This is a genomic window from Arsukibacterium perlucidum DSM 18276 (assembly GCF_000382165.1).
In the GTDB taxonomy this organism is placed as follows: Bacteria; Pseudomonadota; Gammaproteobacteria; order Enterobacterales; family Alteromonadaceae; genus Alishewanella; species Alishewanella perlucidum.
Window position 1 is genome coordinate 24,654 of sequence record NZ_KB907702.1, and the last position, 24,269, is coordinate 48,922.

The 24,269-nt window shown below is 48.5% G+C and carries 18 protein-coding genes and 1 pseudogene; 13 read left to right on the forward strand and 6 right to left on the reverse strand.

Annotated features, from left to right (window positions below; all coding sequences use genetic code 11):
* Nucleotides 1-213: 213 nt before the first annotated feature.
* Entirely contained in the window at nucleotides 214-1,830 is a 1,617-nt protein-coding gene (locus H141_RS0101660; protein WP_019674504.1) for an MFS transporter, read from the forward strand.
* A gap of 83 nt (nucleotides 1,831-1,913) precedes the next feature.
* Here the strand turns inward: H141_RS0101660 and H141_RS0101665 are convergent, their stop codons facing one another.
* Nucleotides 1,914-3,701, reverse strand: a complete 1,788-nt coding sequence (locus tag H141_RS0101665) for an ATP-binding protein (protein ID WP_019674505.1) — start codon at nucleotides 3,699-3,701, stop codon at nucleotides 1,914-1,916.
* A 337-nt stretch (nucleotides 3,702-4,038) separates the two neighbouring features.
* On the opposite strand from H141_RS0101665, the gene H141_RS0101670 reads away from it, so the two are divergent.
* The 8 genes from H141_RS0101670 to nrdD all read left to right on the forward strand — a co-directional run bounded on the left by H141_RS0101670 (nucleotide 4,039) and on the right by nrdD (nucleotide 15,782).
* Nucleotides 4,039-7,755, forward strand: a complete 3,717-nt coding sequence (locus H141_RS0101670; protein WP_019674506.1) for a nitrate reductase subunit alpha — start codon at nucleotides 4,039-4,041, stop codon at nucleotides 7,753-7,755.
* Nucleotides 7,756-7,771: 16 nt separating this feature from the next.
* A complete protein-coding gene (gene narH, locus H141_RS0101675; protein WP_019674507.1) occupies nucleotides 7,772-9,307 on the forward strand; it encodes a nitrate reductase subunit beta in 1,536 nt (511 codons plus the stop codon).
* A 5-nt stretch (nucleotides 9,308-9,312) separates the two neighbouring features.
* Nucleotides 9,313-10,098: a nitrate reductase molybdenum cofactor assembly chaperone gene (gene narJ / locus H141_RS0101680; RefSeq protein ID WP_019674508.1), complete on the forward strand. Its 786-nt coding sequence runs from the start codon at nucleotides 9,313-9,315 to the stop codon at nucleotides 10,096-10,098.
* A gap of 12 nt (nucleotides 10,099-10,110) precedes the next feature.
* Entirely contained in the window at nucleotides 10,111-10,800 is a 690-nt protein-coding gene (narI, locus tag H141_RS0101685; protein WP_019674509.1) for a respiratory nitrate reductase subunit gamma, read from the forward strand.
* Between the two features lie 285 nt (nucleotides 10,801-11,085).
* Nucleotides 11,086-11,853 carry a peptidylprolyl isomerase gene (locus tag H141_RS0101690; protein ID WP_019674510.1) on the forward strand — a complete coding sequence of 256 codons (768 nt, stop codon included), beginning with the start codon at nucleotides 11,086-11,088 and terminating at the stop codon, nucleotides 11,851-11,853.
* 132 nt (nucleotides 11,854-11,985) lie between these two features.
* A complete protein-coding gene (locus tag H141_RS0101695) occupies nucleotides 11,986-13,203 on the forward strand; it encodes a hypothetical protein (RefSeq protein WP_019674511.1) in 1,218 nt (405 codons plus the stop codon).
* Between the two features lie 302 nt (nucleotides 13,204-13,505).
* Nucleotides 13,506-13,958 carry an anaerobic ribonucleoside-triphosphate reductase activating protein gene (gene nrdG, locus H141_RS0101700; RefSeq protein WP_019674512.1) on the forward strand — a complete coding sequence of 151 codons (453 nt, stop codon included), beginning with the start codon at nucleotides 13,506-13,508 and terminating at the stop codon, nucleotides 13,956-13,958.
* Between the two features lie 18 nt (nucleotides 13,959-13,976).
* Complete coding sequence (gene nrdD / locus H141_RS0101705) at nucleotides 13,977-15,782, forward strand: anaerobic ribonucleoside-triphosphate reductase (RefSeq protein ID WP_019674513.1); 1,806 nt, start codon at nucleotides 13,977-13,979, stop codon at nucleotides 15,780-15,782.
* 85 nt (nucleotides 15,783-15,867) lie between these two features.
* Here nrdD and H141_RS0101710 read toward each other — a convergent pair whose 3' ends face one another.
* From H141_RS0101710 to H141_RS0101725, 4 genes are all read right to left on the reverse strand, one after another.
* Nucleotides 15,868-16,152: a type II toxin-antitoxin system RelE/ParE family toxin gene (locus H141_RS0101710; RefSeq protein ID WP_019674514.1), complete on the reverse strand. Its 285-nt coding sequence runs from the start codon at nucleotides 16,150-16,152 to the stop codon at nucleotides 15,868-15,870.
* Nucleotides 16,152-16,439: a CopG family ribbon-helix-helix protein gene (locus H141_RS0101715; RefSeq protein ID WP_019674515.1), complete on the reverse strand. Its 288-nt coding sequence runs from the start codon at nucleotides 16,437-16,439 to the stop codon at nucleotides 16,152-16,154. Before H141_RS0101715 ends, H141_RS0101710 begins: the two co-directional genes overlap by 1 nt.
* A gap of 52 nt (nucleotides 16,440-16,491) precedes the next feature.
* Entirely contained in the window at nucleotides 16,492-16,872 is a 381-nt protein-coding gene (locus H141_RS0101720; RefSeq protein ID WP_019674516.1) for a SirB2 family protein, read from the reverse strand.
* Nucleotides 16,873-17,270: 398 nt separating this feature from the next.
* The gene (locus H141_RS0101725; RefSeq protein WP_019674517.1) at nucleotides 17,271-17,741 is read right to left on the reverse strand and encodes a hypothetical protein; all 471 of its coding nucleotides are present in this window, start codon (nucleotides 17,739-17,741) and stop codon (nucleotides 17,271-17,273) included.
* 284 nt (nucleotides 17,742-18,025) lie between these two features.
* Between H141_RS0101725 and H141_RS22065 the strand changes: the two are divergent.
* The 4 genes and pseudogenes from H141_RS22065 to H141_RS0101745 form a co-directional block, all read left to right on the forward strand.
* A pseudogene (locus H141_RS22065) lies at nucleotides 18,026-18,304 on the forward strand (PAS domain-containing protein); the annotation flags it as partial.
* Between the two features lie 378 nt (nucleotides 18,305-18,682).
* Nucleotides 18,683-19,666 (forward strand): methyl-accepting chemotaxis protein, encoded by a 984-nt coding sequence (locus tag H141_RS21835; RefSeq protein WP_240473078.1) that lies wholly within the window; start codon nucleotides 18,683-18,685, stop codon nucleotides 19,664-19,666.
* 176 nt (nucleotides 19,667-19,842) lie between these two features.
* Nucleotides 19,843-21,729: a putative bifunctional diguanylate cyclase/phosphodiesterase gene (locus tag H141_RS0101740; RefSeq protein WP_240473081.1), complete on the forward strand. Its 1,887-nt coding sequence runs from the start codon at nucleotides 19,843-19,845 to the stop codon at nucleotides 21,727-21,729.
* Between the two features lie 124 nt (nucleotides 21,730-21,853).
* Entirely contained in the window at nucleotides 21,854-22,159 is a 306-nt protein-coding gene (locus H141_RS0101745; RefSeq protein WP_019674522.1) for a hypothetical protein, read from the forward strand.
* Nucleotides 22,160-22,261: 102 nt separating this feature from the next.
* Here H141_RS0101745 and H141_RS0101750 read toward each other — a convergent pair whose 3' ends face one another.
* Nucleotides 22,262-24,223 carry a methyl-accepting chemotaxis protein gene (locus tag H141_RS0101750; RefSeq protein ID WP_019674523.1) on the reverse strand — a complete coding sequence of 654 codons (1,962 nt, stop codon included), beginning with the start codon at nucleotides 24,221-24,223 and terminating at the stop codon, nucleotides 22,262-22,264.
* Nucleotides 24,224-24,269 lie beyond the last annotated feature (46 nt).

Consider the following 24,269-nt stretch of genomic DNA (forward strand, 5'->3'; position numbering starts at 1 on the left):
CTGCCAGCTGCCGTCTGACAACCACCAAAAGAAAACACTATGTAATTGATAAAATTCAACATTAAAAACTCAGCATTCAACACTTACCACTTTGTAGGTACCTCTAACTAACCCTCTGGCTTTGCTGACTAACTCCGAAGATCCATTGTGACATTGGCTGCAGCGCTGCATAGTTCCCAAAGCTAAATTTGCTGTTCTCAACAGGAGTTAACTATGTCAGATCTGAAACAGTGGCAACCAGAAGATGAACACTTCTGGCAAACAACGGGCAAACGTATTGCCAACCGTAATCTGTGGATCTCTATCCCCAGCTTACTCTGCGGCTTTGCCGTGTGGATGATGTGGAGCATCATCAGCGTGCAAATGCTTAATCTGGGGTTTCCTTACTCGGCATCTGAATTATTTACCCTGGCGGCTATTGCCGGTTTAAGTGGTGCGACGCTGCGTATTCCGGCCAGCTTTTTTGTCCGGCTCTGTGGTGGACGCTATACCATTTTCCTGACCACCAGCTTGCTGATGATCCCTGCGCTCGGCACTGGCCTGGCCTTGCAGGATCAAAACACCCCATTCTGGGTGTTTCAGTTGCTGGCGCTGTTATCCGGTATTGGTGGTGGTAACTTTGCTGCATCTATGTCGAATATCAGTTTCTTTTTCCCGAAAAAACAACAAGGGCTGGCCCTGGGCTTAAATGCCGGACTGGGCAATTTTGGCGTAACCAGCATGCAAATTCTGGTACCGCTATTTATGACCTTTGGCGCCTTTAGCCTGCTAGGTGGCGGTGAGCCGATGGTGTTGCAAAAAGCCAGTGGCACCCTGATTGGCAGCATTGCAGCCGGTAGCGACACCTGGATCCAGAACGCCGGTTTTGTCTGGTTATTATTTCTGGTGCCGCTGGCCTTTGCTATCTGGTTTGGGATGAATAATATTCATACTGAAGAGGTAACGCCAAAACTGCCCAGCGCCGTGGGCTCGTTCTCGATTATTCTGCTAATGTATGCCATTGGCTTTATTACCTCAATAGCCGGTTTGTGGCTAATTTTGCCAGAAGCCGCCAATGGCTCTGGCTTTAGCATTCCCAAAGAGCTGGTGCTGGTAATGATCCTGTTTGCTACTGTTATGGCATTGAAAATTCTGCCTGGGGCGATTCGCACCAGCCTGGATCGTCAATACAAAATATTCAATAACAAGCACACCTGGGTGATGAGCGTGCTGTACATTATGACCTTTGGCTCCTTTATCGGCTTTGCTGCTGCTTTTCCATTATCTATACAAGTTATTTTTGGCTATAGCCACATCATGGTTGATGGCGTTATGACCCACAATACGCCAAATCCAAATGGACCCAGCGCTCTGACTTATGCTTGGTTAGCACCCTTTATTGGGGCGCTAATACGCCCAGCCGGTGGCTGGTTATCTGATAAATGGGGTGGCGCTTTTGTTACACAAATTTGCTCTGTAATTATGGTTGGCTGTGCCTTGGGCGCCGCATACTATATGCACATGGCTTATCAGTCAGCAACGCCAGAGCAATACTTTATGCCATTTTTCCTGATCTTCTTAGGCTTATTTGCTGCCAGTGGTGTCGGTAATGGTTCTACCTTTAAAACCATTGCTGTGGTATTCCCGAAAGAACAAGCAGGGCCGGTACTGGGCTGGACCTCGGCAGTAGCCGCTTACGGTGCCTTCTATATTCCACAGGTATTTGGCGAGCAAATCAAAGCCGCTACCCCGGAATATGCGATGGTTGGGTTTGCGGTGTTTTATGCGTTATGTTTGCTGGTCAACTGGTTCTTTTACTTGCGTAAAAACGGTGAGTTTTATAATCCGTAATTGTCGACAAACCATTAGACGCGTCCGTTTTCATAAAAGCAGGCGCCCGTTTTCATAAAAACAGGCGCCCCTATTTTTTACCATCACGCCGTCTGCTGCTGTACCAGATATTCCGGCGTAAAATTAAAATAGACCCCGGTGCCGCCCTCGGCTCGACGTTTTATCGCTATCTCCCCGCCCAGATGTTTACTACGCTCCTGCATAATGGCCAGGCCGTAGTGGTTTAGTTTTTCCGCTGACTGCGGAATACCCACGCCGTTATCCTCAATGACCAGGGCAATAGACTCGTCTGGCTTTTGCCGCAAACTGATCAGGATCTCGCTACCGGCACTATGATGAACCGCATTCTGGCTGGCCTCACGAATAATTTGCAACAAATGAATTTCTTCATGCGGGGCCAGCGGAATATTGGTCAGCTGATAATCCAGTTTTATCTGCATACCCGATTGAGCGCTCAATTGTTTTACCGACATGTCCAGCGCATTTAGCAAACCACTGCCATCCACTTTAAGCCGAAAGGTAGTGAGTAATTCACGTAACTGGCGGTAGGCCGCATCCAGCCCTTGTTTTAACTCTGTCGATACATCGGCAATAGTCGCTTTATCATCCTTTGCCGTGGCCTTATTTAAGCGAGTTACCTGAATTTTCAGGTAAGAAAGCGCCTGAGCTAATGAATCGTGCAGCTCACGCGCGATAACAGTCCGCTCCTGCATTAGGGCTAACCGTCGTACCTGCTGCTCTTCCGATTTTAAGTTAAGCGCCAGCGCCAGCTGGTCGGCCACCGCCGCCAGTAATTGTTGCTGCCACAGCGCTAAGGTTTGCCCGTCAGCGAGCCGGGCCACCAGCACGCCATATTTTTTACGATCGCGGTGCAACAAATAATTGTAATTACTGCGATCACAACCCTCGGCTGCGGGTTGGCTCAAACAATCACCACAGTTTTGCTGGGCGCAAGGGTCAATGCTGCCATCATCCGGCAATACCTGCATATAGGGTTTATCGCCCTCTTCCGTAAACAGGCATAACTCCAGATTATCGACCTTCACTACGGTTTTCAGCTCTGCGATGATCTTATTAAAGTCGACAAACTCGGGGGCGTGCTCGCTAATGCGCTGGGCGGTATTATATAAAAAGCGTAAGGTGGTATTGGTATGTTGCAGTGCTTCGGTTTGCTCATCGACCCGTTTTTCCAGATTGCCGTACATATAGGAAACCGAATCATTCATCTTATTAAAACTGTGCGCCAGGGTACCGAGCTCATCGTTATTTTCAATGCTTAGCCGGTGGGTAAAATCGCCCATTGCTACCCGCTTGGCGCCCAGCGTCAGCGCCTCCAGTGGCTGTTGCACCATCACCTTTAACCAGTAAATGACAATAGCAGATAACAGCACCGTGGCTAACAAGGCCACCAACTGCAGGGTGCGAAAACTACGCACTTTTTGCTCGGCGTCTTGCTGGATATAAAACACCAGTTGTTCCAGCAAGTTGATTTGTTGCTGCAGCGCCTGCTCGATTTGTGGCGGATTAACAGGCTGTTGTAAAAACGCCGGCTCAATCTCCTGCCAGTGCTGCCGGGCTGTTTCAAACTGCTGCAAAATATGTTCATCATGTAAAAAACGCTGAAATACCGGATGTTGCCAACTGATAGCAAACTTCTGCCGGGCCAGCTGTAATTGCGCCTGGTCTTGCTGTTGGCTTAACCAGGCCATCCGGTAGCTTTGCATCCGTAGCGACCCTGCGATATTCACTGCATGGGCATCGTTACCGGCTTTATCCGACAACCAGTACGACGCCAACATGGTGCCAATGGCCAGGGTAACAATACAAGCCAGGGCAATATTAATCCGGGTAACAATAGAAAACTGTCGCATAACCACTCCGCTTGTTTTACTGCCTAAAGCATACCTGTTAATCCGCTAGCGTGCTGCGCCTATCTGAAAAATAGCAGCACAAATGAGCTACCCCCTTTTCCCCGCCGGGGTAATTGCACCGGCCGCCAACACAGCACAAGAGGTAGCCACTGGCGTATTGTCGGCGATATCAGCGCCACCCACACTACCACCTTGTGGGTATTTTCGTTTTTTATCAGCTATTTAACGCACTGGCTGCCTTGATCCAAATCAAGCATTATTCCTGTTGTTGTTTCTATAGTGTGCATACCAGAAAAGCAAAATGTCTGTTCATGCAGGACAAGACCAGGAGTAAACCATGAGTCATCTACTCGACAAACTGCGGTTTTTTAAAACCCGCAAAGAACCCTTCGCCGACGGCCACGGGGTTACCACCAACGAAGACAGAAGCTGGGAGCAAGGCTACCGCCAGCGCTGGCAGCACGACAAAATTGTCCGTTCTACCCATGGTGTAAACTGTACCGGTTCATGTAGCTGGAAAATTTATGTGAAAGACGGCCTGGTCACCTGGGAAACCCAGCAAACCGATTATCCGCGCACCCGGCCAGATTTACCGAACCACGAACCACGCGGCTGCCCGCGCGGCGCCAGCTACTCCTGGTATATCTACAGCGCCAACCGCTTAAAATACCCCAAGGTACGCCAGCAATTAATGAAACTGTGGCGCGAAGCAAAAGCGGTACATAAAGACCCGGTAAAAGCCTGGGAATCGATTGTTAAAGATCCGGTAAAAGCGAAAAGTTATAAAGAACGTCGCGGATTGGGCGGTTTTATCCGCGCCGACTGGGATGAAGTGAACGAACTGATTGCCGCATCTAATGTGTACACCACTAAAACCTATGGCCCGGACCGGGTCACCGGCTTCTCACCCATACCAGCGATGTCGATGGTGTCTTACGCCGCTGGTGCGCGTTACTTATCGTTAATTGGCGGTAACTGTTTAAGCTTTTACGACTGGTACTGCGATTTGCCACCGGCTTCACCGCAGATATGGGGCGAGCAAACCGACGTGCCGGAATCAGCCGACTGGTATAACTCAAATTACATTATTGTTTGGGGCTCTAACGTGCCACAAACCCGCACGCCGGATGCGCACTTTTTAACTGAAGTTCGCTATAAAGGCACTAAAACCTGCGTAATTACCTCAGATTATTCCGAAGCGTCCAAGTTTGGTGACACCTGGCTGGCACCGCGCCAGGGTACTGATGCGGCACTGGCGATGGCCTTTGGCCATGTTATTTTGCAGGAGTTTTACGTTAATAACCCAAGCGCCTACTTTACTGACTATGTAAAACGCACCACCGACATGCCGATGTTGGTGATGCTGGAGCAAGGTGACAAGCATCTGACGCAAGGCCGTTTTTTACGTGCAGCCGATTTAGTCAATAACCTGGGTGAAGACAACAACCCGGACTGGAAAACCATTGCTCTTAATAGCGATGGCCGCTTAACCAGCCCGAACGGTGCCATTGGTTATCGCTGGGGTCAGGCCGGCAAATGGAACCTGGAGCAAAAAGATAAAGATGGCGAACTGGATTTACAGCTATCGCTAAAAGATAACCGTGATGAGCTGGTCGATGTAGCATTTCCGTATTTCGGTGGCGCGCCGCACGAGTACCAATACTTCCAGCACACCGCGCATGCTGATGTGCAAATTCGCAAAATCCCCGCCAAGCGGGTTGAGCTGGCCGATGGCAGCACTGCATTGGTCGCGACGGTATTCGATTTAATGCTGGCGCAATACGGCGTCGATAACGGCGTAGGCGATGACAGTCGTGCTAAGTCTTACACCGACAATATTCCCTACACGCCAGGCTGGCAAGAAGCTATTACCGGCGTAAAACCTGATGATGTGATTCGGGTTGCTACCGAATTTGCCCGCAATGCCGATAAAACACGTGGTCGTTCGATGGTCATCGTCGGTGCAGCTTTGAACCATTGGTACCACATGGACATGAACTACCGTGGCCTGATCAACATGCTAATGATGTGCGGCTGTGTTGGCCAAAGTGGCGGTGGCTGGGCGCACTATGTCGGCCAGGAAAAACTGCGGCCACAAACCGGCTGGACACCACTGGCATTCGCCCTGGACTGGCAACGGCCACCACGTCATATGAACGGCACCTCGTTCTTTTATAACCATTCCAGCCAATGGCGTTATGAAAAGCTCGACATGACCGAGGTAATATCACCGCTGGCCAATAAAGAAAAATGGAGCGGCAGCATTATCGACTTTAACGCCCGCGCCGAGCGAATGGGTTGGTTACCATCAGCACCGCAACTTGGGGTTAACCCATTGGGGCTAGCCGCAGAAGCTAAGAGCGCCGGCGTTGAGCTAAAAGACTATGTGCTTGAGCAGTTAAAAAGCCGCAAGATTAAATTTGCCTGTGAGCAACCGGAAAGCCCGCAAAACTTCCCACGCAATATGTTTATCTGGCGCTCTAACTTACTTGGTTCCAGCGGCAAAGGCCATGAGTATATGCTACGCCACTTACTGGGCACCAAACACGGTTTGCTGGGTAAAGATCTAGGCGAGTTTGGTGGCAAAAAGCCACAGGATATTGAATGGACTGACGATGGAGCTGAGGGCAAAGTTGATCTTTGGGTTACCTTAGACTTCCGCATGTCTACCACCTGTTTGTATTCAGATATCGTGTTACCTACCGCTACCTGGTATGAAAAAGACGACATGAATACCTCGGATATGCATCCGTTTATTCACCCGTTAACCGCTGCTATTGACCCGGTATGGGAAGCGCGTAGCGACTGGGAAATCTTTAAAGGTATTGCCAAGGCGTTCTCTAAAGCCGCGGTTGGCCACTTAGGCGTAGAAACGGATGTGGTTACCACACCAATGCACCACGATACCCCAGCCGAACTGGCGCAGCCTTATGGCGTAAAAGCCTGGTGGAAAGGTGAATGTGAGGCGATTCCCGGCATGACTATGCCGCATATTAATATTGTTGAGCGTGATTACCCTAATACCTATGCCCGCTTTACCTCTATCGGCCCCTTGCTTGAAAAAATTGGCAATGGCGGTAAAGGCATCGGTTGGGATACCAAAGATGAAGTGGGTTTCCTGAAAAAACTGAACCGCGTGCACACCGAGGAAGGCATTAACAAAGGCATGGCGAAGATTGACAGCGCCATCGACGCCTGCGAGATGATTTTATCGTTGGCACCGGAAACCAATGGCCAGGTTGCCGTTAAAGCCTGGGAAGCCTTGGGTAAAATTACCGGCCGCGACCACACCCATTTAGCGCTGCCCAAAGCCGACGAGAAAATTCGTTTTAACGATATCGTCGCCCAGCCGCGGAAGATTATCTCCTCGCCTACCTGGTCTGGCCTGGAAGATGAGCATGTGTCGTACAACGCTGGCTATACCAACGTGCACGAGCTGATCCCATGGCGCACCATTACCGGCCGCCAGCAGTTTTATCAGGATCACGAGTGGATGCGCGATTTTGGCGAGCAGCTGTGCAGCTATAAGCCGCCGATTAACTTAAAAACCGTGCAACCGGTGCTGAACAAAAAGCCAAACGGCAATAAAGAGATCGTGCTGAACTGGATCACACCACACCAGAAATGGGGTATTCACAGCACTTACTCCGACAATTTGTTAATGCTAACGCTGTCGCGTGGCGGCCCTATTGTCTGGCTCAGTGAAATAGACGCCGCCGCCGCTGGCATTGAAGATAATGACTGGATTGACATCTTCAACGTTAACGGCGCCATCGCCGCCCGCGCTGTGGTATCGCAACGGGTACCCGAGGGTATGAGCATGATGTACCACGCTCAGGAGCGGATTGTAAACGTGCCTGGCAGCGAATTAACCGGTACCAGGGGGGGTATTCATAACTCGGTTACCCGGGCAGTAATGAAGCCAACCCATATGATCGGTGGCTATGCCCAGCAGGCCTATGGCTTTAACTACTACGGCACCGTTGGCTGTAACCGGGACGAGTTTGTCATCATCCGTAAGATGGGCAAAGTCGACTGGTTAGACACTAAATAAGGTTGGAGTGAGCAATATGAAAGTTAGAGCCCAAATCGGCATGGTGCTGAATTTAGACAAGTGCATAGGTTGCCACACTTGCTCCATCACCTGCAAAAACGTCTGGACCTCGCGTGAAGGGGTCGAGTACGCCTGGTTTAACAACGTTGAAACCAAGCCTGGCATTGGTTTTCCAAAAGAATGGGAAAACCAGCAGAAATGGAACGGCGGCTGGGTGCGCAATAAAAGCGGCAAGCTGGAATTAAAAATCGGCGGTAAGCGCCGTATTCTGGCGAATATTTTCGCCAACCCGGACTTACCGGAAATTGACGATTACTACGAGCCGTTCGATTTTGACTACCAGCATTTACACACCGTTGGTGATACCAAGCACCAGCCGGTAGCACGGCCACGCTCGCTGATCAGTGGCCAACGGATGGAAAAAATTGAATGGGGGCCGAACTGGGAAGAAATTCTCGGCACCGAGTTTGCCAAAAGGAAAAAAGATCAGAACTTCAATGACGTGGTGCAAAAGGACATTTACGGTCAGTTTGAAAAGACCTTTATGATGTACCTGCCGCGTTTGTGCGAGCACTGCCTGAACCCGGCTTGTGTTGCAGCCTGTCCTTCCGGCGCCATTTATAAGCGCGAGGAAGACGGCATAGTGCTGATTGATCAGGACAAATGCCGCGGCTGGCGGATGTGTGTCTCGGCCTGCCCCTACAAAAAAATCTATTACAACTGGAAAACCGGTAAATCCGAAAAATGTACTTTCTGCTTCCCGCGGATTGAAGCCGGCCAGCCAACGGTATGCTCGGAAACCTGTGTTGGCCGAATCCGCTATTTAGGTGTGTTGTTGTATGACGCCGACAAAATTGAAGCGGCAGCCAATACCCCGAACGAGAAAGACTTGTACCAGGCACAATTAGATATCTTTCTGGATCCAAACGATCCGGCAGTTATTGCCGCGGCTAAAGCAGAAGGCGTTGCTGACAACTGGATTAAAGCTGCCCAGCGATCGCCGGTATATATGATGGCGATGGAATGGAAGGTAGCACTGCCACTCCACCCTGAGTACCGCACGCTGCCGATGGTGTGGTATGTGCCACCACTGTCACCCATTCAAAGCGCAGTACAGGCTGGCCATGTAGGTATGAATGGTGAAATTCCGGATCTGAAATCGCTGCGTATTCCGCTGCGTTACCTGGCCAATATGCTGACCGCTGGTGATGAAGCACCGGTAGTGCGTGCGCTGGAACGGATGATAGCGATGCGCGCCTTTAAACGCTCGCAGCAGGTAGATAGTGTGGAAGATGCCGAAGTACTGCAGCAGGTGGGCTTAACCCCGGTGCAAGTTGAAGAAATGTACCGCTATATGGCGCTGGCCAACTATGAAGACAGGTTTGTCATTCCTACCAGCCACCGCGCCTATGCCGAAAATGCCTATGACCTGAAATCCAGTTGTGGTTTTAGTTTCGGCAATGGCTGTGGCGATGGCAATAACGGCGTAAACCTGTTTGGCACTAAAGCCAAAGGTGTGCGTCAGGTTATCCCAGTAGAGCTTAAGGATTAAACGCAATGACCTCACAACATATGCCAATACTACAATTGTTGTCGCTGCTGCTGGATTACCCAAAGCAGCCATTAGTCGATGCTAAAGCCGAATTGCTGGCGATAGTGGCAGACGCCACTATTACGCCGGCACTACAGCAAGGCTTAAGTACTTTTATCGAGACCCGCACCGGCGGCGAGCTGATGGACTGGCAGTCTGAATACGACAGCCTGTTTGAACGCGGCCGCTCGTTATCCTTGCTGATTTTTGAGCATATCCACGGCGAGTCGCGCGATCGCGGCCAGGCGATGGTGAACCTGCTGGCACAATACCGCGAGGCAGGGCTGGATATCGGCGTCAAAGAGCTGCCGGATTACCTGCCGCTGTATCTGGAGTTTTTATCGACTCAGGGTGAACAAAACGCCCAAATCGGTCTGGAAGAAATTGCGCCAGTATTAGCCGTGCTGCTGTGTCGCCTGGAGCAGCGCAAGTCTGACTATGCCAGCATTTTTTCTACCCTGGTGGCGCTATCTGCAGCTGAGGTGGATCTGGATGATATTAAAGCGCAAATTGCCAGTGAAAAGCGCGACGATACGCCGAAGGAGCTGGATAAGGTATGGGAAGAGGAAATGGTCAGCTTTATGGGCAACGACCAGACCGACTCAGCCTGTGGTAGCGGAAATAAACCTACTGCCGGGCAAAGACGTGATCAGTTTATTCCACTAAGCACTGATTTACTCGGAAATGGGTTACCAGCAACTGATCCGCTGAGCGCGGCACTTTACAAAGAGGCCGCTGCAAAGCGCGCTTAAAGGAGCATGATTATGGCACACTTAAATCTGTTTGCCTTTGGCATTTATCCCTACATAGCCATCGCCATTATGGTGCTTGGCAGTTGGATCCGTTATGACAGAGAGCAATACACCTGGAAAACCAGCTCCAGCCAGATCCTGGAAAGCAAGCAGCTGCGTAAAGGCAGTATCGCCTTTCATATCGGCATATTGGGCATTTTCTTAGGCCATTTTGCTGGTTTGTTGATGCCGAAAGAGCTGTGGTATCTGATTGGTATCACAACTGAAATGAAGCAAATGATCGCTATCGTTGCCGGTGGCATCTTTGGCTTGATTTGCTTCTACGGCCTGACGATCCTGATCAAACGTCGCTTGTTTAATCCGCGCATCCGCGCCACCAGCAACCCTATGGATATCGCTATTTTGTTTTTATTGTACGCCCAGTTGATTCTGGGGCTGTTGTCAATTTTTGTGTCTATGGGCCATTTAGACGGCGCCGAGATGCTAAAACTGATGGCCTGGGCCCAGAACACCGTTACCTTTAACAGCGTGGCCGCAGCAGAAGCGATCAGCGATGTGCACTGGATTTTCAAAGCCCATGTGTTTTTAGGTATGACGTTGTTTGTGGTGTTCCCGTTCAGCCGCTTAGTGCACATACTTAGTGTGCCGGTGCAGTATGTGCGCCGCCAGCACCAGATAGTACGCCAGCGTTTTGTGCGGTAAAGGATACGAATAGCGATTTGGTTTCGGGCCCTGACGGTTGCAACACTCGCTGTGCTCGCCACAGCAACTCGCTGCGCTCAGACACTCTGTGGCTGCGCTATCGAGGTTCCAACCTGGGCCTGGCAAGATCGGATGACCAGCCAGGCAGCGAGCCGATATTGCTAAGCAAAGCGTCTCCGGCATGGATGCCGGAGAGGAGCCTCCAGGGACGGATTTACGGCGTCTTTGCGTGCAATACCGGCTTAAAGCAGCCTGGCGGGACGTTACTCAGAACAGAGGTTTAATATGATACAAGTAAACAATGCCAGTATCAGCGAAGCGGCCGTTATGGCTGAAATGCAATACCACCCGGCAGCCGACAAACGGGCCGCCATGCTAAAAGCTGCCGAATCGCTGATTATCGGCGAGCTGCTGCGCCAGCGCGCCAAAGCGCTGGGTCTTAGTGTAAAAAGCGAGCTAAATAGCGCCAGCGATGATGATTTTCTCGATGCTCTGATCAACCGCGAACTGCCGATCCCAACCGCATCAGCAGAAGAATGCCTGCAATATTACAAGCTAAACCCGCAACGCTTTGCCAGCTCTCCCTTGCTGGAAGTCAGCCATATTCTGCTGGCGGCAGCACCAGAGGATGACAAAGCACGGGTAGAAGCCAAAATATTAGCAGAGCAATTAATTTTAAAGCTGCAACAAGGTGACAGTCTGGCTGAGCTGGCCAAGCATTATTCGGCCTGCCCATCAAAAGAAACCGGCGGCAGTTTAGGCCAGATCAGCCGTGGCCAGACAGTACCTGAGTTTGAGCGGCAAATATTCAGCGCCGAACCGGGCTTAATGCCGCAAGGTATCGAAAGCCGCTACGGTTTTCATATTGTGTTTATCGCCCGCAAAGTACCCGGCAAGCTGTTGCCGTTTAGCGCCGTACAGCAAAAAATAGCCGAATACCTGAATGAAAAAGTAAGGCGCAAAGCGGTGGCGCAGTATATTCATACCCTGATTGTAAAGGCAGAAATCGACGGCTACGATTTTAAACTGTCGGGCTCGCCGCTAATGCAATAACTGTTTGTTGGGGCGCCCGTACTTTCATGGTAGGGCGCCCTACCCTCAAGTAGGTAACCCATTAAACTTATTACAAAAAAGTCAGGTTTAGGCTAAGATCTCCGCATCATTTGTTCTGTCAGGAACCTCACTATGAAAACCTCCGCTGTTACTTTACCCCTTGCTATTTCTGCTGCGCTTGCCACTTTAGCGCTACCGGCATATAGCCAAAGCAATGACTTATCTGAACAACTGCAACAAGCGCTGAAACAAAGCACAGTCTCTGCGCATTTTCGCTACCGCTTAGAATATGTCGAGCAGGACAACGTATTAGATGACGCCGTTGCCTCTTCCCTACGTAGCCGCTTAACAGTCAATACCGGCAAAGTTTCCGGCTTTAGTGCTTTATTGCAGCTGGATAACGTCAGTTTGCTGGGTAACGATAATTACAACAGCACGGTAAATGGCAAAACAGCCTATAGCGTGGTGGCCGATCCGAAGGGCACCGATATTAATCAGGCACTGCTGCGCTATCAAAACAACAACGGCACAACGCTTAGCGCAGGTCGCCAGTTGGTAAATCAGCTAAATCAACGTTTTCTGGGAGGAGTGGGTTGGCGCCAGAATGAGCAAACTCTGGATGGCTATCGGATCCAACAACAGATTGGTAAAAATGTCAGTGCCGAGCTTGGCCATTATTACAACGTTAACCGGATTTTTGGCCCTAAAGGTGCTGCGGCTGATCAGAACGGCAGCTTTAATACTGCCCTGCTGCAATGGCAATTAAGCCCGGCGCATCAGCTGGCCGCTTTTGGTTACGATTTTGACTTTGCTAACTGGGCCGCTCGTAGCAGCCGTACCATTGGCGTAGATTATCAGGGCAAGTTAACAACCGGACCGAAATTAAGCTGGCACTTAGCGCTGGCAAAACAAGACGATGCCCATAATGCGCCGCTGAGTTTTAGCCACCATTACCACCGGCTAAGCTTAAGCTGGGCGCTGGACGGTATCACCCTGCAGGCAGGGCAAGAACGCTTAGCCGGCAATGGCCAAAGCGCCTTTCAAACCCCGCTGGCAACCCTGCATGCCTTTTCCGGCTTTGCCGATATGTTTTTAAATACCCCTAATAGTGGCTTGCGTGATCACTGGCTGCAAGCCAGCGGTAAATTTAATAATGTTGCGCTTGCCCTGGCCTATCACCGCTTTGATAGCGATGTTGGTAGCAGCAGATATGGCGATGAATGGAATGCCAGTGCCAGTTATGCGGTTAATAAGAAATTATCGGGCTTGATAAAAGTGGCTTATTACAATGCCGATACTTTGGCCGTTGATACCAGCAAAGTCTGGTTAATGCTTAGCTACCAACTGTAACAGCCACGCTTCCCAGCTCCACCAACCAACCCGGCTCTGCCACAGAAAAGCGTTGGTTCCTCTGCCGCCCTTCCACCTTGGAATGGGCGGTTTTTTTATGCCCGCCCGTCTATTTCACAGCTTATTCGCGGCAATACTCCCAATGGGGTAACAAAACCAATAATTCTGCGCCCTGGCGCGATGCTGCCTGCGGCAGCATTATTAAAACTTGATCTGGATCAAGTTTTAAACCGCAGCGAAGACTAAGCTAAAACACAACATATAGTGCGAAATACAAATAGCAACACTACATAAAGGGTTTTATGCTGAAGTTCACCGATGAGCAAATTGTCTTTCAGGAAGTACCGGGTGAAGTGTCATTGGCTTTTACCATTGCCGGCTGCCCACTCGGTTGTAAAGGCTGCCACAGCAGCTACAGCTGGCGCCCTGATATCGGCTGCCTGTTAACGTCCGAATACTTTAGCCACCGCCTGCAAAGCTATCAGGGCTTAATTAGCTGTGTGCTGTTCTTAGGCGGCGAATGGCAGGGGCAACATTTACTGGCCTTGTTAACTCTGGCACGCAGTGCTGGCTTAAATACCTGCCTTTACACCGGGCTGGATGATGTCGCCCCTTCGCTTAAGCAACAGCTAACCTACCTGAAAACCGGCCGCTGGCAGGCAGAGCGCGGCGGCCTGAACAGCCCGCACACAAACCAGATTTTTACCGATTTACGTACAGGCCAATGCCTGAACCATTTATTTATTAAACAATAACCTGCTGAGGGATATGCTATGCAAGCGCTAAACTTTACCCAACTCCAACAAAAATTAAGCTTTATCGATGATTACCTGCATGCCAACAATGCCGCTGATGGCTCTAAACTGGATGCCAATGCCAACGTCACCCAGAAAAATATTGCGACGCTGGAAGCAGAACTGATGAAAGATCAGTTTATCCAGGTTAACCGGGCACTGATCAGCAATAAAATCAGTGAATTGTTTGGTGCTGAACTGGCGGCGGAATACTTGCGTCAAATAATCGACCACGAAATATACGTGCATGATGAAACCAGCTTAAAACCCTATTGCGTATCGGTAACCATGTATCCGTTTTTACGGGATGGTTTAACCAAACTGGGTGGCGAATCGCAGGCGCCGAAACATCTGGAATCATTCTGCGGCTGTTTCGTTAACTTTGTCTTTGCCGTATCCAGCCAGTTTGCCGGTGCGGTGGCAACGGTAGAGTTTTTAACCTACTTTGATTACTTTGCCCGCAAAGACTACGGCGACAATTACTTGCAAACCCACCCTAAGCAAATTGCCAATCATCTGCAGCATGTGGTGTATGCACTAAACCAGCCAGCGGCCGCGCGTGGCTATCAAAGTGTGTTCTGGAATATCTCAATTTATGATCAGCACTACTTCGACAGTATGTTTGGCAACTTTGTCTTTCCGGATTTTGTTAAGCCAACGTGGAAATCAGTATCAGCTTTGCAGCAATACTTTTTAAAGTGGTTTAATAAAGAAAGAGAAAAAACGGTACTGACTTTTCCGGTAGTGACCGTTGCCATGCTAACCGATAATGGCCAGTGCAAAGACAAAGCCTTTGCCAATGACATTGCCCGGGAAATGGCCGCAGGCAACGCTTTCTTTATTTATCAGTCGGAAAACGCTGACTCCCTGGCCAGCTGCTGCCGGTTACGCAGCGAAATCAGCGACAACACCTTCTCCTACTCTTTGGGCGCCGGCGGCGTGGCCACCGGCTCTATTAATGTTATTACCGTTAATATGAACCGCTTGGTACAGGATGGCCGCGATTTAGCCACTGAGATCAGTAAAATTCACAAGTATCAGGTAGCCTACCGCCAGTTGATGGAGCAATACAAAGATGCCGGCCTGCTAACAGTCTATGACGCTGGCTTTATAAGCCTGGATAAGCAGTTTTTAACCATTGGCATTAATGGCATGGTTGAAGCGGCAGAATCACAAGGGCTGGTAGCCGGCAATAACCCTGCCTACATCAATTTTGTTCAGCAGCAGTTAAAAGTCATCTTTGATGCCAACAAAGCTGCTAAAGCCGAGTATGGATATATGTTTAATACCGAGTTTGTGCCGGCAGAAAACCTGGGCGTTAAGAATGCTAAATGGGACCGGGAAGATGGCTATCTGGTGCCGCGCGATTGCTATAACTCGTATTTTTATGTGGTAGAAGATGAGCAGAGTAATACCCTGGATAAATTCCAGCTGCACGGCCGTGAGTTACTCGATTATCTGGATGGTGGCTCGGCCCTGCATTTAAACCTGGACGAAAAGCTCGACCAAACCGGCTACCTGCAACTATTAAATATCGCCGCCCATACCGGCTGCAATTATTTTTGCGTTAACGTTAAAATTACCATCTGCAACCAGTGCGAAGCCATCGACAAGCGCACCCTTTGCGCCTGCGCCAGCTGTGGCAGTAAAGATATTGACTACGGCACCCGGGTTATCGGTTACTTAAAGCGAATATCGGCTTTTAGCAGTGGCCGCCGGCAAGAGCACAGCCTGCGGTATTATCAGCGGGAGCAAACTGGCAACAGAGCACAGCGTAGCGCTTAAAACGGATTAGATCTGGAGCGCAAAAAACCGGGGCACAATAATGTGCCTCTACCAACCTGCCGCAATCAAGCAAACTGAGCGGTTATCAGCGACCTGGGCCAGGCCAGCGTAATTGTGTATGTAGTACTCTGAGTATGCGCACATCGGCTGAGCTGGTATCGTAAACCAACACATAATGTTGATGTACGACCCATTCACGGGTAGCGGCCACGCGGCCTGGACGACCAAGGGCACGATGAGCCAGCAAATGCTCAGCTTGCTCAGTAAATAATTCGTCCAGCGCTAATGCCGCCAGCGGATTATCGGCTTCAATATAGTCGTAAATTGTTTCGCGATCGGCTATTGCCTCATTGGTCCAATACAGCGGCATTATTTGCCCGCATTAATACGGCTGCGCGTTGCTGAGCGCCGCGCTGCAAAGCGGCCTTCTACTTCAGTGGCCGGCATCAGCTCTCCGGCATTAGCCGCAGCAATACCTGCCTGAACTTGCAGACGAAACCATGAGTCATACTCAGCCGCTTGCTGCTGGCTTAAAACATAGTCGCGCATAAACTCGCGTAGCAGCTGAGCGCCAGAGCGATCATGGCCTTTAGCGACCTGAGCAAACTGTTGTTTTAGTGCTTCATCAACCCGAAATGTAAATGTCGTTTCACTCATTAATCACCCAAAATGTGTTACAAAGCACCTAAAATGTAGCACGAAAGTCAGTTTAAACAAACAACAACGGTTTAAACCGCGCCAGGTAAAAAATTCCGCCAAGCTGAGCCAGGGCCAACACCGCACATATTGTGCGGGTTGGCACGGCCAGGCTTTGCTTTAAAGCGCCAATGCCAAAGCCGATATAAGCCAGCAGCAATAAAATTTTAAAACCCAGCCACTGGTGTGTAAAAGGCTGCCAGGGGCCGATGGCCAGCAGGGTAAGTGCCAGCGTCAGTAACAAGGTGTCGTTAATATGTGGCAGATACCGCAGCGGGCTTTGGCGCCAGTCAGGTTTAGCGGCCATATCCAGCAGCAACCTGCCGCTAAATAAGGCTGCACTTAAGTAAGCAGACAGCATATGTAAGTGTTTTAGCGGTAAATAGTATTCCATTTGTAGGGCCTTAAAACTGCGTATCAGCACTGCGTTTAGGCGCTACCTTAAAACAAGCAGACTATTATGCCTATATCGCTAAAGTGGTAGAAAGCACCATACCAGCCAGGCTTCCGGGTTATTTTCACCCAATGTGTTAATTCCACCTATTGCTGCCCAGGTTAAAACTACCCTGCGGCCTATCTACAAATGCATAAATCCCATAAAAACAATAACTTAATATCTAGCTTAATTCTTGTAATGGCAACACAGTCGGATGACACTCCGCCGATAAAAAAACAGGAGTAAAGTATGAGATTTGGGCGCAATAATAATGTTTTAAGGGTGCTATTTTGACGCTGAGGTATATTGAACACCCTCAATAAACCACTATCTCACAACCACCTGAACAACTAAAGTTAGTGGACAATAGGTACAAATAATTCATCCTTAAAAAATACCGGATATTGCTGCAATGCTTGTAACACTTCAATAGCACCCTGTCGCTGAACCTTAAGCTCAGGGTCTTTCATCTTTGATGAAGCATTAATCAGCCGGGCCAGAATGAGATGAAACTGAGCATCCGCTTCCGGTGCTAACGCGCAGTTCTTAATAATGAAATTAACCTGCTGCTCAACCACCCCAGCGAAGTGCAAATATTCCTCTGCTGCCAGCTTATTATTGTGGATACTGTCCAGCTGTACTGGCAGATGAGTGCGTAACACTAACATCGCATCTCGCAGAGGTTGATCTGTCGGCCATTTTTTACCGTCGTTCAACTGCAGTTCGGCTATATGGCCATGATGCTGATGTGAAGCATCCCCAGCTAATAGCAACGGAGCTGTGGTTAAAGTAGTTAATGTAAATGCCAGCGTTATAAATACTTGCATGGTTACCCCACGTTAGACCGTTTAAATATTACCTGCACTATCTGCTAATAGCGACAAAGCGCTAAGCATTCTTGTTGTGTCATTGGTGGTAATCGTTACGCTTCCGTATTTTCTTTCTTTTTATATAAAAAGTTTTTTAAATCTGCTCAAATAGCTCACAAAACTTAAAATATACTGACTAAGTATATACCCCTCTTGGAGTATGTTGTATCTCTTGAAGATAAGTGTCTTAAAATATTCCTTTTGATACTGTTGTTGAACATCATTCATGTTTGGTACTTCCAATGCGATGTCCTTCTACAACACAAAGAAATGTTTCTGTTAGTGAAAATGCAAATATTCTCTCAACTACTGATTTAAAAGGCCGCATAACGTCTGTTAATCAAGATTTTATCGCCATCAGTGGTTATACCGAAAAAGAGCTTATTAATCACGGCCATAATATTCTCAGACACCCGGATATGCCTGCAGCTGCGTTCAAACATATGTGGCAGACCATTCAAAATGGTCAGTCTTGGCGTGGCATTGTTAAAAATCGCTGTAAAAATGGGGACCATTATTGGGTAGATGCGTATGTTTCACCTATTTACAAAGACGGTAAAATTGTCGAATTTCAATCTGTCAGACGTAAAGCAGACGCAAATTGCATAGCACGGGCAGAAAAACTCTATAAACGTATCAATGATAAGCAAAACATCCAAATAAATAGCTTTAATCCAACACTACTCGCACTTGTTGCTATGGCTCCGGTGCTGCTAAGCGTGATTATTTTGTCTATGTTTGGCGCACTGAGCAGTACAAACGCAATACTACTAGCGCTGTCAATCATACCCACAGCGTTACTCGCACAGAAATTACTCGCAATGAACACATGCCAAACAACATCCGCTAAAACCGAAGTTGTTAGCCAAGCCTTACAATACATTTATACGGGTAGCCGGATGCCGGTTGCAAAAATTGACCACCTGATTCAGGGCAAACAAAGTGACACCGCAGCGCTGGCAGGCAGAATGCAACATGTTTCTGAGCAGTTGAAGAGCAGCAGCGAATCGATAAATGACAATATGACACAGCTTAACCAAAATATTGCCCGCCAATTTGCCGAGACTGAATCTCTGGCAACAGCAATGCATCAGATGGTGACCAGTATTCAGGATGTAGCGAGCAACGCCAGAGATAATGCCGCTAATGGTGAGCAGCTGCAGGTAACTATTAAACACTGCAATACGCATTCTGTGACCACTACAGCGCAGTTAAATAAACTAGACAAAACCTTGCAGCAAGCAGCGTTGGAATTTACCAAGTTAAACCAAAACAGCCAACAAATTCGCAGTGTTCTGGACGTTATTACCGCCCTGGCTGACCAAACCAATTTACTGGCCTTAAATGCAGCTATCGAAGCAGCACGCGCCGGAGAAGCAGGCCGAGGTTTTGCTGTGGTTGCCGACGAAGTAAGGCAACTGGCGAACCGCACACAACGCTCAGTCAGTGAGATAGCCCAAATAAGCAAACTTATTGACGGTAATACGCAGCAGAGCAGCATGGTGCTTAAACAAGGGGCGGTTCAGACAGCTGATTGTGTATCGGCAATTGCCGAGCTTAATCGCTTAATCGATATTTTAAGTAACAGCACGTTAGATACTCTTGGTGCCAATGAACAAATTGCTGCCGCCGTTACACAACAAGGGGCTGTGGCAGAGAGCATTAACCAGAGTGTTTATATTATTCGGGATTTAGCAGAAGATACGCGACAGCAAAGCCAGAGCAGCCAGCAGCTTGCCAACAATTTGCGCTCACTTGGTGAAAAATTCAATTTACTCAGCCGCTTTTTCTGGCAAAAGACCCTACAAAAATCGCATAGCAATAACGAAATACCAGCACTACACTCTGCTTTAAGTGATGAGAAAAAGCAGACTTTTATATGAAGTTAACCGGCTGGCTTTTGCTGCTGCAACGATACAGAATATCTTTTAGCCACTGGTTGTGGCTGGGTGCAGTAATATGGGCACTACTTCTATTCTTGATTAACTGGTTATTTCACGTTTACCCAGCATTTAGTGCTGCAGATAAATTCTATGTTATTACCGCTGCTATCTTAGTGATGTTGTTATATCAGCTGGCAACGGTGCGTTATTTTAATAACGTGCTACTGCGACTTCGACACTTTCTTTCTTCAACCCTTACCAATAAAGCAGAATATGACAGCACCAGCTTAATTGAGCGTGGCGAAGTGGGCGCTTTGTTTAATGAGGTTTCCCGCACGGCGCAAACGTTACAACGCCATTTCGATAATGCCAATAACATAGCGCAGCAACAGCAACTGCTAAGTGAAGCTGTGAAACAAAGCAGCAATTCAGTTGTAATTACCGATCTTCAAGCCAATATTCTGTTTGTTAACCAAGCTTTTTGTAACATTAGCGGCTACAGTGCTGATGAAGTAATAGGCAAAACACCTAAACTACTGCAATCGGGCTTAACATCGGCAAAAACCTATGTAGACATTCGCAAAGCACTTGATCAAGGCCACAGCTGGTGTGGTGAGTTAATCAACAAATGCAAAAACGGCGACCTTATTAGTGAGAAAATCAGCATAGTGCCAATAAAAAATGCCAGTGGCGAAGTTTGGCGTTTAATGGCCGTCAAGGAGAACGTAACTGCATTAAAACAGGCTGAGCAACATATCCAGCAACTGGCTTTTTCAGATAACGTAACTAAGCTTGCTAATCGTCACAGTTTGCTGTTGCAGTTTCAAAAATGGCAGCTTCGCGAATTTGCTTTATTAATGATTAACATTAATGACTTTAAGCAAATAAATAGCCAATACGGTCTAATTGCCGGTGACAAGTTACTGGCAAATTTTGCTTATAAGTTGCTAGAACTTCTACCAAAAAGCAGTTTTGTAGCAAGGTTAAATAGTGACGAGTTTATCGCTATGTTACCTGATACAAACATTCATTGTTTAACACAGCTGATTCAAAAAAAATTGCAACAACTAAATGGCGCAATAAATACCGGCTTATTTAACACGGTTATTAGATGCCGATTTGCTGCTTGTTTCTACCCCGTTCATGGTTCAAACATGTCAGACTTATTAAGCAATGCTGATATGGCCATGCGAAATGTTAAACACCATAAAGAAGATTTTTGTATATTTCAGCCGGTAATGAAACTGGAACATGAGAAACAACTAAAACAGCTAACTATTTTGCGCCAGGAGCTGCTGCAGCCGGTTCATCTAAAAATTGTTGTACAACCTCAGTTTGACATGAGCACTCACGACTGTATTGGTGCAGAGGTGTTATTAAGATTACCGCATCCCGACTCGCCAAACGTAAATATTTATAGTTACATTTTACTGGCTGAACGTTATGGCTTAGCAAAGCAGCTTGACCAATGGGTTATAAAACAAAGTTTAATGTTGTTACAAACATTACAACAGCATCGTTATGCTGGCAAATTGTCGGTAAACATTTCAGCCGCAAGCTTTCAGGATCCCTATTTCGTTGATTCAATTAAAGCACAACTGGCAAATCACCCACTCACTGAATTAAACGTAACGTTGGAAATAACGGAAACAGCATTAATCTCACAGCCTCATGTCGCTATACAAAACGCAGAAAAATTACAACAATTAGGCATTTGTTTGGCAATAGATGATTTTGGCACTGGTCATTCTTCACTAGCTTATCTTCAGCAATTTAGTGTGTGCTTGCTTAAAATTGACAAAAGTTTTATCGATAACGTAACAACTAATGCAAAAGACAGAGCCATTGTAGAAACGACACTTGCGCTGGCAAAAGGACTTGGCTTAAAGACAGTTGCAGAAGGTATTGAAAACCAACAGCAGTGCAAGCTGCTTCAACAACTGGGCTGCGATTCTGCTCAAGGCTTTTTCTTCAGTAAACCCATTAGCATTGAGCAGTTTACCGAAATGGCAACCGATGGTCGTTCTGCGCAGGGCAATCACAGAAATAGCACTACATTTTAACAAAGCCAAGTCAACAAGACTGATTAAAGGTTAGAAGCCCCCTCGAATACTCACTCTGTGTAATAGTTCAATACTAAGGTAATTGGTACCATAGGTTTATTAGCAGCAACACAATGTCAGTATTATGTCGATTAAACCAGATCTGACGACCGCCATGCAGCAATTATTAGTTGAGGTTAAAGCCACCCTACCCTTATATGAGCCTGCAACCTTTGTTTGTGGCATTACTAACACTGACTGCCAGGGTTGTCCGAAAAAACTGCTGGAGATGGTGGACGCCGAAGTGTCTTTCTGGGAGCACGCCATAAAAAATGGCCGCACGCCCAAGTTTGATGAACTAAGACGTTTTGGCAAATTATGCCTAAGTGTTAAACGTAGCCTTATCCGCAATAAAATTCTGCCAGCAGACAAGGCATATTTACCTAGCTAACCCTATAACGTTTCGCGGCTTAAAGCGCCTGCACCGAAAAAACTGAAAAAACCGTCCAACAGAACGCGCTGTCGACACTTACCCTAACCATAAAGCTTGAATTTACGTTAAAGTAAAACGCCCTACCATTTGTTGTAATTGCTCGGCCAGGCGCGCCAACTCACGGCTGGTGCTGGCGGTTTGCTCGGCGCCGGCACTGGTTTGTACTGCTACATCACTAATATTAAGAATTTTTTGGTTTATCTCATCAGCTACCGCAGCTTGCTGCTCGGCCGCTGAGGCGATCTGCGTATTTTTATCATTAATGCCATTAATTCCTTGTAGCACCTGCGCCAGAATATCACCGGTTTCAGCTACTTTATCGCGGCCTTCCTGCGCCTGGCTTAAACTTACCCGCATCGCATCAGTGGCCTGAGTTGCGCCTTGCTGCAGGCCTTCTATCATGCGCTGAATGTCGGTTGTTGACTGCGCCGTTCGCTGCGCCAGCGTGCGCACCTCGTCGGCCACTACGGCAAAACCGCGGCCCTGCTCGCCGGCCCGGGCCGCTTCTATCGCCGCATTTAACGCCAGCAAATTCGTTTGCTCGGCAATGCCGCGAATCACATCCAGTACCGAGGTGATGGCATCACTGTCCTGTTTTACCTGGTCAATCACTGTGGCGGTGTTGTCAACCTGACCAGATAAACGCTGAATAAGCGCTATGGTTTGTTCTAACCGGTGCTGCCCCTGAGCAGCACCGGCCTGCACGGTTTCCGATAGCTCTGCCGCCTCTGCCGTGCTGGCGGCAACATCGCGCACGGTTGCACTCATTTCATGCATCGCAGTGGCCACCATTTCGGTGTCTTGCTGTTGCTGCTGTACGCCTTTACTGGTTTGCAGCGTTACTGCCGAAGATTGCTCGGCAGCGGCAGCGACCTGCGCAGTAGCGCCGCCAATTTCATGAATAACCTGCTGCAGCTCTTGCGCCATGCTGTTGGTACTGTCGGCTATGCGGCCAAACTCGTCTTTACTTTTATAGTGGCTACGCACGGTAAGGTCGCGCTTTGCCAGTGCGGTAATGGTGCTTTCAATACTGCGTACTGCAGCTGAAATACTGCGCATGGTGATACCTGCGACAACCGCCAGCACAGCACTTATCAACACAATAGCCGCCGCTAACACCCCTAATTGGCGCACAGACCGCTGCTGCAGTTGCTCAGCAGAGTCGGCAATACCGGCTTTAAGTGCGGTTTCAAATTCTGTCATTTGCGCCAGACGGCTAGTAGCCAGGTCAAACCACTGGCCATCATCTACGTTAAGCGGCTCCCCCAGTGCGTTGTTAAACGGCAGTTGCTGCAGGCGGGCCACTTCAGCAAAGCTGTTATGCTGGCTAAGGGTACGCCAAGCGCTTTGCTGCTGTGGGCTGACCATACGTAAAAAGTTTTCGGCAAAGGCGTTATAAGCACCTAAATTATTGCTAAAGCGGGCCAGTAATTCACTATTAAAACTGCCACGGCTAAATACCAAGCCTAAAATAGCGCGCTCGCGCCCGGCGCGCTCTTTCATTTCTATAAACTGGTTGAGTATCGCCAGTTGCCGCGCCATATCCCGATGCGTCAATGCCGCTTCCAACTTATGGTTTTGCGCAATCATGGCAGTAATGAGTGCAGTATAACGCTCAGCCGATGCAGCATTGTTAATGCTTTGCTGGTCAACTTGCCGGCGCAACGCATTAAGCTCGCCAAGCTGTTGTTGCAGCGCGCTAAGCTCTGGCAATTGCAAAGCTAAAAACGCCTGTAAGCGCTGATCACTATGCTGGCGCAGTTGCGCCATGCGCTGGGCAAAGCGATTACCATTGCTGGCCAGATAAACACCACTGGCACCGCGCTCAGCTTGTAGGGTTGCCACTAACGCATTGGTTGTGGCTGACACCTCAATAGCCTGGCTAACATGCTCAGCTACTCTTACTTGCTGCCAGCTGTCGTTAAAACGGCCCAGCACCAGCCATAGCGCGGCCAGTGCGGGCAGCAACAGTAATAACATCAGTTTACGACTAATCGACAAGTTGCTGATAAAATATGTCATAAAACGGCCCCGGGGTGAGAATTACCACTATTTTAGGTAAAATCCA

Bases quoted from the DNA above. Each gene is read 5' to 3' on its own strand.
- H141_RS0101665 (WP_019674505.1), bottom strand. From the start codon at position 3,701: ATGCGACAGTTTTCTATTGTTACCCGGATTAATATTGCCCTGGCTTGT.
- narH (WP_019674507.1), top strand. From the start codon at position 7,772: ATGAAAGTTAGAGCCCAAATCGGCATGGTGCTGAATTTAGACAAGTGC.
- narI (WP_019674509.1), top strand. From the start codon at position 10,111: ATGGCACACTTAAATCTGTTTGCCTTTGGCATTTATCCCTACATAGCC.
- H141_RS0101750 (WP_019674523.1), bottom strand. From the start codon at position 24,223: ATGACATATTTTATCAGCAACTTGTCGATTAGTCGTAAACTGATGTTA.
- H141_RS0101720 (WP_019674516.1), bottom strand. From the start codon at position 16,872: ATGGAATACTATTTACCGCTAAAACACTTACATATGCTGTCTGCTTAC.
- H141_RS0101715 (WP_019674515.1), bottom strand. From the start codon at position 16,439: ATGAGTGAAACGACATTTACATTTCGGGTTGATGAAGCACTAAAACAA.
- H141_RS21835 (WP_240473078.1), top strand. From the start codon at position 18,683: ATGCCGGTTGCAAAAATTGACCACCTGATTCAGGGCAAACAAAGTGAC.
- nrdD (WP_019674513.1), top strand. From the start codon at position 13,977: ATGCAAGCGCTAAACTTTACCCAACTCCAACAAAAATTAAGCTTTATC.
- H141_RS0101745 (WP_019674522.1), top strand. From the start codon at position 21,854: ATGTCGATTAAACCAGATCTGACGACCGCCATGCAGCAATTATTAGTT.
- narJ (WP_019674508.1), top strand. From the start codon at position 9,313: ATGACCTCACAACATATGCCAATACTACAATTGTTGTCGCTGCTGCTG.
- nrdG (WP_019674512.1), top strand. From the start codon at position 13,506: ATGCTGAAGTTCACCGATGAGCAAATTGTCTTTCAGGAAGTACCGGGT.
- H141_RS0101690 (WP_019674510.1), top strand. From the start codon at position 11,086: ATGATACAAGTAAACAATGCCAGTATCAGCGAAGCGGCCGTTATGGCT.
- H141_RS0101710 (WP_019674514.1), bottom strand. From the start codon at position 16,152: ATGCCGCTGTATTGGACCAATGAGGCAATAGCCGATCGCGAAACAATT.
- H141_RS0101725 (WP_019674517.1), bottom strand. From the start codon at position 17,741: ATGCAAGTATTTATAACGCTGGCATTTACATTAACTACTTTAACCACA.
- H141_RS0101740 (WP_240473081.1), top strand. From the start codon at position 19,843: ATGTTGTTATATCAGCTGGCAACGGTGCGTTATTTTAATAACGTGCTA.
- H141_RS0101660 (WP_019674504.1), top strand. From the start codon at position 214: ATGTCAGATCTGAAACAGTGGCAACCAGAAGATGAACACTTCTGGCAA.
- H141_RS0101695 (WP_019674511.1), top strand. From the start codon at position 11,986: ATGAAAACCTCCGCTGTTACTTTACCCCTTGCTATTTCTGCTGCGCTT.
- H141_RS0101670 (WP_019674506.1), top strand. From the start codon at position 4,039: ATGAGTCATCTACTCGACAAACTGCGGTTTTTTAAAACCCGCAAAGAA.